Genomic DNA, 12,376 nt, shown 5'->3' on the forward strand with positions numbered 1-12,376 from the left:
TTACGGCTTTTTTCTCATCATAAAAAAGCCACCTACCTATGCATGAAAAGTCATAGCAAGAATAAATGGCTCTTTATTAAAATGTTTTTTGGACTGAGCTTATTTTATTACACTTTTCCAATGCTCAAATCAGGCATTAAATTGAGCCTGTTATGGATAGCATGATGGATGAAAGATAACTTAGTTCGCACCGCTTGAGTAAGTACAAATGGGTAGGCATCGGCAAGTCCCATGCTGCGATTTAGTGAATTTAAAATGATCGAAAATTCCATCCAAGTATCTAAAATAGCATCAATCGATGTTTGTGAATTAAAGTAATAAGCACTTTGTGGCAATCGAAGCTCGTCTGCTTCATCTAATTCAAACTCATTACCCGTTGTTGAGCCTGTAATTGAAAAGTTTTTGGCTGTTTCAAGCGTATCGATAATATGCATGTAATGCGCCCATGTTTCTGCCCAGTCTTCATAAGGGTGCATAGTAGCGTATTCACTAATAAAGGTTTCATGCCAGTTAGCTGGCGCACCTTGCTTGTAATGAGTATCGAGCGCTTGCTGGTAATCTAATTCGTCATCACCAAAATATTGCTTACATAAAGTATGTTTTTTTGGTGAATTTGCGATTAGTTGATCAAAATAATAATGACCAAGTTCATGGCGAAAATGACCAAGTAAAGTACGATAACGCTCACCCATTGCTATTTTAGCTTGAGAGCGTGCTACGTCGTCTGCCTCGGCTAGGTTTATAGTGATATGCCCGCAATCGTGCCCTGTAAATACAACGTCCTGACCTATAATAGGGCTTACAAAGTGATCGCTTACGTTACGGTCTGCTATAAAATCGAAGCTTAATCCGCTTTCAGGTTCTTGAATCGTTGTATTTAAAGGGAGTGATAATGATTTTAATGTATACAAAGCGCGACGTTTTGCTGTCTCCATTTTTTTCCATAATGGAATATGTTCAACAATACTTAAATCGGGCACCGTTTCATTAAAACGACATGAAAAACACAGTACCTCGTCTTTATTGGCAACAGGTATAAATGTGTCTAAATTAACCATACCATTGCATACGTGATACTGAGCGTTGTTATCACATTTTTTATAAAAAACTTCAGGCGCTTCTGCTTTGTAAAATAACCCCGATTGCTCATCAATTTCATAGGGTTCAACTTGGTCGAACTCATCATCAATACCCACGGTTCTGCCGCAAGCCAAACAATGGCTGCTTTCAAAAAATAAAATAAGTTGATCTGTGCAATTACATTTAAATGTTTTCATATGTTACCGAATAAAAAAGAGACCGTATAAACCACTTTTACTTAGCGCTATGCTATTGGAGGATAGTGGTTAAATCCTTTTTAAAAGTTCAGACTTTTTAATATTAAATTCATCATCACTCAACGCATTAGAGTCGCGAAGTTGTGCTAACTTTTCAATAATTTGAAGCGTTTCGTCTACCGAGTATTGCCCCACAGTATTATTAGCCGGTGCTTCAACTTGGTTTGGTGTTAACGATGCAAAATTCGGCTGCGTTACTTGCTGCGTAAAATCTTTTTGTGGTTCTGGAGGCGTTGGCGTTTGCCCTGAAATTAATGGCAGGGTATTTACATTAATTGTCCCCCACTGACTGTTAAATGTAAGAGAGGTATTATTGCCTTGCTGTTGGCTTACACCACCAATATTATGATCTAACGTGTCGTATACGCTCACTTGTCCATTTAATTCAACGGCTAAGCGATTAGGGAATATAGCGTAACGAATATTATTTTGTGCACCACTGCTAAACGGGCTGCCTAGATTACCTGGCCACCACTGATTGCTACCAGGCGTTCCTGCAGGAATAACCGGAAATATTTGGTTATTGCTCAATATATTAGCAAGTTCGTTGCACAAGTTATCAACGGTTGATTTTAAGCCGTTGTTAAACATGTCGCCAACCATTGTCATTCCGCCGCGCATCCATTGACCAGAACCACCAAGTTCTGGGCAATTAAACTGTGCCATTGAGCAACCGCCGTTATTAACGCTAACTAACATGTGAATTACTGCATCGTGACTGAGGTTATAACGAGATGCTATACCATTAACTAAGTTTTCACCGACATCTGTTAGCTTTTGCATAAGAAAATATCCTATTAGGTAGATTGGGTTGATTTAAAAAATCTGAAAATACGCCAGGGCTGCATTACCTTTAGCATTGATGATAATGAAAAATTAACAGGTTAGTGAGGTGTGCTGGTCTTTCAAATTGGACGAGTTCTGTTTTGTCTGAAATGAAAACACACCACTGCAAAGCTAATCTTTAAAGTAAGCATCTATGTATTAAAAGTTGCTTGTTTTATCTCATAGAGATTGTTAGTTTTGCTGTAACGTAAGCGGTTAAAAATCGATCTAGTATAGCACCGTTACTTACTTTAACAGCAGCTTTATTGTGAACTATTTCTTACTATTTAATGATTATTTTTAATGATTTTTAAACTCTAAATAAATCCTTTTAATTATATCAGTTTAGCGGTATAAATAACGGAGTAAGTATTTTTAAAAATTAACTTTATTTGTTTTATTTCAATATTTTAAATTAATTAGCTTTAATTGTAAGTTATTTTAAAGCACTATTTTGGTGCATTTTCTGCACCATTAAAAATCTAAAATTGATGGTTTAAATTACACTCAGTTTACTATTTATTGAATTGGTGTGTTTTTCCTATTAATTAGGTCAAAACCTTTATGCATAACGTTGCTTTGTGCAATAGCCGCGAGTGGATGAACAGTACTACTTTAGTAAGTCTTTTGGTATAAAAATTGCACAAGCGAGTTAGGTCAAGCAATATTTTTAGCGTTATATTGTGGCCATATATTATTAAAGGGGAATTAATAGATGACAATTACAGTTGGGATTTCGCACCATACTCAGTATAAATACGACCGGTCAGTTAATATGGGACCGCATATATTCCGCTTACGTCCCGCGCCACATAGCCGTACTAAAATTAAAAGCTATTCTTTAAAAATAGTACCAGAAGATCATTATATAAATTGGCAACAAGACCCTTTTGGTAACTACCAAGCAAGGGTGGTTTTTAACAAACCAACCACCGAATTTAGTTTTACGGTCGATTTGGTCGCCGAACTAACGGTTATTAATCCTTTTGATTTCTTTTTAGAAGATTATGCCGAAAACTTCCCATTTGTTTACGATGCTATTTCAAAGTCAGAGCTCGCTCCTTATTTAAAAAAACGCAAAGCCAGTCCAAAATTTAAAGAGTTAATTGAATCTTTAAACCCTAAAGAGCCGCTTAGAAGCGTTGATTTTTTAGTCGCTGTTAATCAAGCTATTTATGAGTTAGTTGGTTATGGCATTCGTTTAGAACCCGGTGTGCAAACGGCAAACGAAACAATAAGTAAAAAAACAGGTTCGTGTCGTGATTCTGCTTGGTTGTTAGTACAATTGTTTCGTCATTTAGGGTTGGCATCTCGATTTGTATCGGGTTACCTAGTACAGCTAACCTCAGATCAAAAATCACTAGATGGTCCAAGCGGTCCTGAAGAAGACTTTACCGATTTGCATGCATGGACCGAAGTGTATATTCCTGGTGCAGGGTGGATAGGGCTTGATCCTACCTCGGGTTTATTTGCCGGTGAAGGGCATATTCCATTGGCATGTACGCCAGAGCCAAGCTCGGCGGCGCCGGTTACAGGCGGTATAGACGACTGCAAATCTGAGTTTAGCTTTTATAATAAAGTAACGCGTGTACACGAAGACCCACGTGTAACTAAGCCATATTCTGAGGCGCAGTGGGCGGCAATTAATCGCTTAGGTCAGCACGTTGACAATGTTTATAATGAAGAAAATATACATTTAACCATGGGTGGCGAGCCTACGTTTATTTCTATTGACGATATGGAACATCCTCAGTGGAATACTGATGCCGATGGCAAAGAAAAAAGAATATTAGCTCAAAATTTATTTGTAGAAATGAATAAAGTATACACAAAAGGTGGCTTTACTCATTACGGACAAGGTAAATGGTATCCGGGTGAGCCATTACCACGTTGGCAATATGCGTGCTATTGGCGCAAAGACGGCGAGCCTTTATGGCAAGATGCCGCACTATTAGCCGATCCTAATAAAGACTATAAATTTGATCATACTGATACTAAAAAGTTTGCTGATAAACTGTGTGACTCACTTGGTCTTGAAACCAAGGCACTTACTACTGCTTATGAAGATATTTTATATCACATGTGGCAAGAAGCCTCATTACCTACCGAAATAAAGCCAGATCAGCCTGAGCTTCTCCATGCAATGAGCCGAAAAGGCTTTTTAGCTAAAATGGATAAAGGGATAGAAAAGCCAGTTGGTTATGTTCTCCCTTTAAAATGGAACGATAGCAAAAACTGCTGGCAGTCGTGTACGTGGGAGTTTAAACGAGGCAATTGTTTCTTATTACCTGGTGAATCCCCAATGGGGTATCGCTTGCCCTTAGATAGCCTTGAATGGAGCGGCAACATTATTGACCGCGACCCGTTTGATATTCCTGAAAACTTTGGCAAAGCTAAAAAGCTTAAAAAAGGCTTTATTGGCAAAGAAATGGTTAAAACTGCCCTTGTAATGGAAGTGAGAGAGGGGCGTTTATACATATTTATGCCACCAACAAGTCATTTTGAACATTACATGGGTTTAATAAGTAGTATAGAAAGTGTGGCTAAAGCACTTAAAATGCCGCTTGTTATTGAAGGCTATAGCCCACCTAAAGATAGCCGCGTAGAAAAATACGCTGTAACGCCAGATCCAGGTGTTATTGAAGTAAATATTCATCCTTCAACATCGTGGGATCAATTAGTCAGTCGAACCACAACGTTATACGGTTTAGCAAAAGAATGCCGATTAGGTACCGATAAGTTTATGGCAGATGGTCGTCATACTGGTACTGGTGGTGGTAACCACGTAACGCTGGGTGGCGAAACACCTGAGCAAAGCCCATTTTTACGCAGACCCGATATTTTAAGAAGTTTTATTACCTATTGGCAGCATCATCCTGGTTTATCGTATTTATTTTCGGGGCTTTTTATTGGTCCTACAAGCCAAGCACCGCGAGTGGATGAAGCCCGTGATGAAGTTTTATACGAGCTTGAAATTGCCTTTTCACACATGCCCGAAGGTGAGGTGCCTGAACCTTGGTTAGTTGATAGGTTACTTCGTAATTTATTAGTGGATTTAACGGGTAATACGCACAGAGCAGAGTTTTGTATAGATAAGCTCTATTCACCCGACTCAGCCACAGGTCGTTTAGGGATTGTAGAATTTAGAGGCTTTGAAATGCCTCCGCATTCACAAATGAGCTTAGTGCAGATGCTGCTGTTGCGTACTTTACTTGCTTGGTTTTGGAAAAAACCTTACCACAAGCCATTAATACGTTGGGGTACAGAGTTACACGATAAGTTTTTATTGCCACAATATGTAGAAAACGATTTAGCTGAAGTAAGCCGCGATTTACAACAGGCAGGTTTTCAATTTCAGTTAAGTTGGTTAAATCCATTTTTTGAATTTAGATTTCCGGTGTGTGGTACGCGAGAACTTGATAACGTGACACTTGAGCTTAGAACCGCAATCGAGCCTTGGCATGTACTGGGCGAAGAGGCAAGTGCGTCGGGTACGGCGCGCTATGTAGATTCGTCATTAGAAAGAGTACAGATAAAAGTACAAGGAACAATGAGCGATCGCTATGTTGTAACGTGTAATGGTCGAAGAGTGCCGCTTAAACCGGTTAAAGGTAAAGCAAAAGATGAAATGGTCGCGGGTATACGATACAGAGCTTGGCAACCACCTACAGCGCTTCACCCAACTATTGGCGTACATGCTCCATTAGTTTTTGATTTAATCGATACGTGGGAAGGTCGTTCAGTTGGAGGCTTTGTATATCATGTGAGCCATGCTGGGGGTCGTAATCCTGAAACGCTACCGGTTAATGCATTTGAAGCTGAAGGGCGCAGAGTTGCAAGATTTTGGGAGCATGGGCATACACCATCGTTACTTGCATCAGCAGAACCAAGCTGGAGCCCATCGGCGGTTACGCATAGTTTTCAATCGGCGCAAAGCGCAAGTGAATACGTGGTACCTGATGAAGAAAGTAGTAATCCTGATTATCCAAATACCTTGGATTTACGCAGGCAGCCTAACTTTAAATAATAATTGATAGTTGTGTCATTCCACTTTGAAATTATTTAAAGTGGAATGACTAAATATTTTTAAAGCATCATTATGAACACGGCTATTTACTATAAATTGGAGCGCTTTCAGCTTGTATATTAACAATAACGCGATGCCGGAATTGCCTGAGTGGTTGTCTTTATACCTTGATAAATCACATGGACATGATGAACTAGCAAACCACAGTGGTTTAAACCCAGACCATTGGGATACTTTATTTAAGCGTTTAGCTAGTCTAACAGCAGATGATGTTAGTAGCCGCGCTACAGAAATTAGCCAATTGCTACAAAATGGCAATATTAAAAATGAAAGCAATAAGCAGTGGCACTTCGACCCATTGCCATTTATGTTATCTAAAGCTGATTGGGCATTGCTTGAAGAGGGAATAAAACAAAGAACCCTTTTATTAAATAAAATTCAGCAAGATATTTACGGTGACCAAACATTATTAGTTGATGGTCATATTCCTGCAAAGCAGCTTTTTCAAGACCCTAATTACTTACGCGAAGGTTTTAGCTTACCTAGTAACGAATTAACACTATTTTTTACTGCATTAGATGTTTACCGCACGCCAACAGGCGAATTTAAAGTATTAAGCGATCATTGTCAGTGCCCGTTAGGCTTAGGGCTATTAATTAAAAGCCGTATTATTGCAAGGCGTGTAATGGCTGAAGAATTTGCCGAATGTAATGTTCAGCAAATTAAAGAATTTTTAAACCTATTCCAAGAGGGTATTAATGAATATACCCACTATATGGATGACCCACGAATTGTAATTCTAACCCAAGGAATTGATGACCCTAACTACAACGAGCATGCATTCCTATCTACCTACTTTGGCTATACATTAGTACAAAGCGCCGACTTAACCGTACGTGGTGGTGACGTTTGTTTAAAATCGTTACAAGGCTTGGGTAAAATTAATGTCATTTTACGCTGGGTTTCTGATCGTTGTATTGACTCTTTAGAGCAAACTGAATATTCACTTCATGGTATTCCGGGCTTATTACAATCTGTACGACAAGGGTCGGTTAAGGTTTTAAACCCGTTTGGTAGTGGTGTGCTCTCGTCACCTTCAATAAAATGCAACTTAGAAAAGTTATCGCAGCAAATTTTAAAACAACCGCTGTTGTTAGGTGAGCCAAATTATTTAAGTGTAAAAGAAGCGCAAGCCGTTGATTGGAATAACCTCGAACTACTATCTGCTATAGACCCTACACTTAAGTTAGATGGAGTGTTAGACGAGCAAGAAATAAAGCTACTTATTAGCAAAGAACCCGATAATTACTTTTTCCAAGAAAAACCTTCTTTTAGCAGTGCACCATTTTGGCATGACGGGCAATTAATCTCCAAGCCAGTGGTGTTTAGATGCTATGCATTAACCACAGAAAATGGCGTAGAAGTACTTCCTTCAGCACTGTGTTTTTCGAACGAAAAAAGTAACAACCCGAGAATATCTGGTTGGATTAAAGATACATGGATAAATACAGCCGATAGAGTTGATTTAGGCGAGCATAATCCACCGGTGCCAATTAGAAAAAGAATGGATGTAACGCTACTCGAAGGGGTTATTTCGAGCCGTACGGCTGAGCACCTTTTTTGGTTGGGTCGATACTTAGAACGCTGCGAAAACACCATACGTATTTTGCGTATTTTTATAGACAAGTACACCGAGTTTTCTGTTTACCCAGATTCAATACGAAAAAGTATAGTTGCACGGCTTTCTAATGCCATTAGGTCGCAATATATTGTTTATCCCTATATAGAACCTGATTTAAAACTAGATGGCATTGATGTAAATCTGTCTAAAGAAACTGCTTTTCAACTCCTTGCAGACGAGCAATGCGCTGGCAGTATTATTAATACATTAAAGTACATTGCAAATGCGTCGGTGCAAATTCAAGAATTACTATCTCATGATAGTCGTCGAATAATTGATGATATTAATGAGCAAATTAAAGTATTTAAAAATGTAAATATTAATATTCCAACGCGTGCAATGCAAAGCAGCCTAGATAGAGTTATAGGCTCAATTATGGCTTTTAATGGCTCGATTACAGATTGTATGCCAAATAGTAACGGCTGGTTTTTACTCGAAATGGGTAGAAGAGTAGAGCGTAGCTTACAAATAACATCATTAAGTGCGGCTTTATTAACCAAAGAGTTAGACGAGCCCGAAGAGCTTGGCTTACTTGAAGCAGTGCTAAGTTGCCAAGTTAGTTTAGTTACGCATAAGCGCCGATACAGAATGTATCAAACCATTGGTACAGGGCTTGAGTTATTACTTTTAGATGCTGAATACCCACGTTCTTTATTATTTCAGTTAGAGGAAATTAATAAGTTGTGTAAGCATTTACCCACAAAACGCAGACAAGGCGTAATTGCGGCACACGAAAAAGCAATTTTGCTATCTAAAACAAGTTGTTATGTAACTGAGAAAGATTACCTACAAAAAAGTGAAAATGGACAACGTAACCAGTTAATCGAATTTAACCATAATACGCGTATGAACTTAGATACATTTTGTGATGTATTATTACTACAGTATTTTTCTCATACCCAAACGGCAAATAAATTGAACTGGACTAATATTGAGCAAGCTCAATCGTGAAATATAAAATAAAGCACTCGACTACATACAACTATTCTGACTTTGTTAGTTTGTGTCAAAACCAAGCGCGATTAACGCCAAAAACGAATCGCGGGCAAATATGCCACAGTAGTCGTGTAGAAATTGAACCTACACCGACTTACTTACAAACATTTACTGATTATTTTAATAATCAGGTAACAGCGTTTGAAATAGCAATACAGCATAAAAAACTTAAAGTAACGATGATCAGCGAGGTAGAACTGTTAGTCGGCGCTAATAGTAATTTAGAGAGCGTTGATATTGCTTGGCGAAAAGTACGTGATTTATTGGTTAAACCAAATACGGCGGAATTATTAAAAACGTCTGAATTTGTACTACCTTCACAGCTTATTCCAATAGATAAAGGAATTAAGGAATACGCATTAATTTCGTTTGATGCACACAAAAATATAATTTCTGCATGCAAAGATTTAATGGCACGGATTTTTCATGAATTTCATTATGATCCTGGTTTTACAACAATTAGTACGCCTTTGAGCACTATTTTTGCACAAAAAAGGGGCGTTTGCCAAGACTTTGCACACTTTGCGCTTGCATGCTTACGCAGCGTGGGGTTAGCAGGTCGATACGTAAGTGGGTACATAGAAACCATGCCGCCAGAAGGCGAAGAAAAGCTAGAAGGTGCAGATGCAACTCATGCATGGTTTGCGGTATTTGTGCCAAACTTTGGTTGGGTTGATTTTGATCCAACAAATAATGTTTTACCACGCGATCAGCATATTACTCTAGCCGTAGGGCGAGACTTTTCTGACGTAACTCCTTTAAAAGGAGTGGTATTTGGTGGCGGTAGTCAATTGCTTGATGTAGCGGTTGATATGATTCGAATGGAATAGCAGTTTAACTACGTCATATATGATGATGGATAAGGTGAAAGAGTGTATGAAAATTGATTGGAAAGCGTACCAAACAAAAGGTTTCTTTGATGAATTAATTGATGCAGAAGGAAACGTTAGATCGCATGGAACACAATTAGCACAATTTTTTGCTAATTTATCAGCAGAAGAATTAGTAAAAGCCAGAGCGGTTGCTGATTTAGCTATTAAAGAAATGGGTATTACTTTCACGGTTTACAACGAAGGTAATATGATAGATAGAGCCTGGCCGTTTGATATTATTCCTCGAACTATAGGTAAAAAAGAATGGCAAAGCGTAGAGGTTGGTTTAAAGCAACGTGTTGAAGCGCTTAACCTTTTTATAGATGATTTATACCATGACCAAAAAATAATAAAAGATGGTGTTTTTCCAAAAGGGTTACTAGAAAAATCTGTGAATTTTCGCCAGCAATGCGTGGGTATAAACCCGCCAAATAAGATATGGGCGCATATTTGTGGCTCAGATTTAGTACGCGATGGTAGTGGTACTATGTATGTACTTGAGGATAACCTGCGTGTTCCTTCTGGTGTGTCTTATATGCTTGAAAATCGCTCTGTAATGAAGCGTGTATTCCCTGAATTATTTGAGCAAGTGTCGATTTTACCTGTTGATGATTACCCCTCACAATTATTTGATATGCTAGCGGCAATGTCGCCTCGTCCACAAGATAAACCAGAAGTTGTGGTACTTACGCCAGGGGTGTTTAACTCCGCTTATTTTGAACATTGCTACCTTGCCCAAGAAATGGGTTGTGAACTGGTAGAAGGACGGGACTTAGTTGTTGAAAAAGATGATTGTGTATACATGAGAACAATCACAGGGCTACAACGAGTTGATGTTATTTATCGTCGTATTGATGATTTATTTTTAGACCCAGAAGTCTTTTTACCTGACTCTCAACTGGGCGTTCCTGGTTTAATGCGCGCTTGGTCTAAAGGTAATGTCGCTTTGGTTAATGCACCAGGTGCAGGCGTTGCTGATGACAAAGTAGTTTACGCCTATGTACCTGAGATGATTAAGTACTACTTAGGCGAGGAAGCTAAACTTGCTAATGTCCCAACGTTCAAATGTTTGGACCCGAAAGAATGCGACCATGTGATTAAAAACATTGATAAGCTTGTTGTTAAACCAGCAAATGAGTCTGGTGGCTACGGGCTATTAATTGGTCCTAAATCAACCAAAAAAGAACAAGAAGCGTGTATTGCTCAAATTAAAGCGGACCCACGAAACTGGGTAGCTCAACCAACATTAGATTTATCAACAGTACCCACATTTGATGGCAATAAACCAGATGGCCGACATACCGATTTAAGACCGTTTATTTTATCATCAGGTAAAGATACGCAAGTTACCACTGGTGGATTAACGCGTGTTGCTATGGTTAAAGGCTCTTTGGTGGTTAATTCATCACAAGGTGGTGGCAGTAAAGATACTTGGATTGTTGACGAAGAGGCTAAATAATATGTTATCAAGAGTAGGCGAAACTTTATATTGGGTATCTCGATACATTGAACGTGCGGAAAATGTAGCTCGTTTAATCAACGTTAACAATTTACTGATGATGGACTTACCCAAAGGCGTATGTACCGGCTGGGAGCCATTAATTGATATTATTGGTGTACGCAAAGCGTATTCAGAAAACCATACTGATTTTTCTGAGCAAAAAGCATTAAGGTATTTACTTGTTGGTAGTGATAATAGCTCGTCAATTTTAAACTCTATCACTTCTGCCAGAGAAAGCGCGCGTACAATTCGTGATGTAATACCGCGAGACGTATGGGAAGAAATAAACTCTCTGTATTATTATGTAAAAGACAATCAAAAAGAAGGGATAACAAAGCGTGGGCGTTTTGAGTATTTAAAAAAGATTATAGATTCAGCCCATCAAATATTTGGTGCGTTAGATGCCACAATTAATCATGATCAGGGCTATGTTTTTATCCGTTTTGGTTCGATTATAGAGCGCGCAGATATGACATCGCGAATTTTAGATATTCGCTCTGCTACGTTAATTACTAATGAAGAAGAAGTGAAGCCGTTTGATAATATTCAGTGGATCAGTTTATTGCGCTCATTAAGTGCTTATCAAATGTATCGCCAAGAAATGGGCGTTAGAGTACAGCGTGCAGATGTAATAGAATTTGTAATGCACAGCAAAGTATTCCCACGATCTATTTTATTTTGTATGAATGAATTAAAAGCATTGGTTTTACCTTTGCCAAACTCAACAGAAATCATTAAATCAATTGATGATGCAATTGTTGAGTTAGAAAATAAAGACGTGCGAGTACTTAAAAACGGTCTGTTGCATGACTTTATCGATGAAATACAAATAGACTTAGCTGGAATACATAACGGACTGGCCGAAACGTATTTTTTAAAACAAGCAGAATAATAAAAACTGTATATTGTGAGATGACTGCTTAGGGCGTGTTGAACTTTGGTGGTTGAATTTACAGCAGTATGTTTGGTTTTTAGGCAAGGCAGAGCCTATGTAGTGTGGTTATTCCCCATTAATGGGCGATAACGCAGCATAAATACCAAACATGCGCTGCCCTCTGGGTTCTTTCTAGGGACGATTAACTCTTTGTTGCCTACATGGATGTCATAGGTAGGTACTTAAGAAAAACATTAAGTACA

Annotated in this window: 7 protein-coding genes; 5 read left to right on the forward strand and 2 right to left on the reverse strand. The window is 38.6% G+C overall.

Going from position 1 to position 12,376, the window contains the following annotated elements; all coding sequences use genetic code 11:
• Positions 1 to 107 precede the first annotated feature (107 nt).
• Positions 108 to 1,277 carry a zinc-binding metallopeptidase family protein gene (locus I6F44_RS16355; RefSeq protein ID WP_197174193.1) on the reverse strand — a complete coding sequence of 390 codons (1,170 nt, stop codon included), beginning with the start codon at positions 1,275 to 1,277 and terminating at the stop codon, positions 108 to 110.
• 69 nt (positions 1,278 to 1,346) lie between these two features.
• Positions 1,347 to 2,120, reverse strand: coding sequence for an SHOCT domain-containing protein (locus tag I6F44_RS16360; RefSeq protein ID WP_007585227.1), 774 nt, complete (start codon positions 2,118 to 2,120; stop codon positions 1,347 to 1,349).
• Between the two features lie 757 nt (positions 2,121 to 2,877).
• Between I6F44_RS16360 and I6F44_RS16365 the strand changes: the two genes are divergently transcribed.
• The 5 genes from I6F44_RS16365 (at position 2,878) to I6F44_RS16385 (ending at position 12,131) form a co-directional block, all read left to right on the forward strand.
• Positions 2,878 to 6,189: a transglutaminase family protein gene (locus I6F44_RS16365; RefSeq protein WP_197174194.1), complete on the forward strand. Its 3,312-nt coding sequence runs from the start codon at positions 2,878 to 2,880 to the stop codon at positions 6,187 to 6,189.
• Positions 6,190 to 6,301: 112 nt separating this feature from the next.
• Positions 6,302 to 8,821 (forward strand): circularly permuted type 2 ATP-grasp protein, encoded by a 2,520-nt coding sequence (locus I6F44_RS16370; protein ID WP_024611321.1) that lies wholly within the window; start codon positions 6,302 to 6,304, stop codon positions 8,819 to 8,821.
• Complete coding sequence (locus I6F44_RS16375; protein WP_197174195.1) at positions 8,818 to 9,696, forward strand: transglutaminase family protein; 879 nt, start codon at positions 8,818 to 8,820, stop codon at positions 9,694 to 9,696. Before I6F44_RS16370 ends, I6F44_RS16375 begins: the two co-directional genes overlap by 4 nt.
• A gap of 46 nt (positions 9,697 to 9,742) precedes the next feature.
• Positions 9,743 to 11,197 (forward strand): circularly permuted type 2 ATP-grasp protein, encoded by a 1,455-nt coding sequence (locus I6F44_RS16380; protein ID WP_197174196.1) that lies wholly within the window; start codon positions 9,743 to 9,745, stop codon positions 11,195 to 11,197.
• A 1-nt stretch (position 11,198) separates the two neighbouring features.
• Positions 11,199 to 12,131: an alpha-E domain-containing protein gene (locus tag I6F44_RS16385; protein ID WP_101216455.1), complete on the forward strand. Its 933-nt coding sequence runs from the start codon at positions 11,199 to 11,201 to the stop codon at positions 12,129 to 12,131.
• Positions 12,132 to 12,376 lie beyond the last annotated feature (245 nt).

This window comes from Pseudoalteromonas sp. NZS11_1, from assembly GCF_015864275.1.
Classification (GTDB): domain Bacteria; phylum Pseudomonadota; class Gammaproteobacteria; order Enterobacterales; family Alteromonadaceae; genus Pseudoalteromonas; species Pseudoalteromonas arctica.

Excerpts from the sequence above, each read along its gene's own strand:
- I6F44_RS16385 (WP_101216455.1), top strand. The coding sequence starts at position 11,199 with ATGTTATCAAGAGTAGGCGAAACTTTATATTGGGTATCTCGATACATT.
- I6F44_RS16360 (WP_007585227.1), bottom strand. The coding sequence starts at position 2,120 with ATGCAAAAGCTAACAGATGTCGGTGAAAACTTAGTTAATGGTATAGCA.
- I6F44_RS16355 (WP_197174193.1), bottom strand. The coding sequence starts at position 1,277 with ATGAAAACATTTAAATGTAATTGCACAGATCAACTTATTTTATTTTTT.
- I6F44_RS16380 (WP_197174196.1), top strand. The coding sequence starts at position 9,743 with ATGAAAATTGATTGGAAAGCGTACCAAACAAAAGGTTTCTTTGATGAA.
- I6F44_RS16365 (WP_197174194.1), top strand. The coding sequence starts at position 2,878 with ATGACAATTACAGTTGGGATTTCGCACCATACTCAGTATAAATACGAC.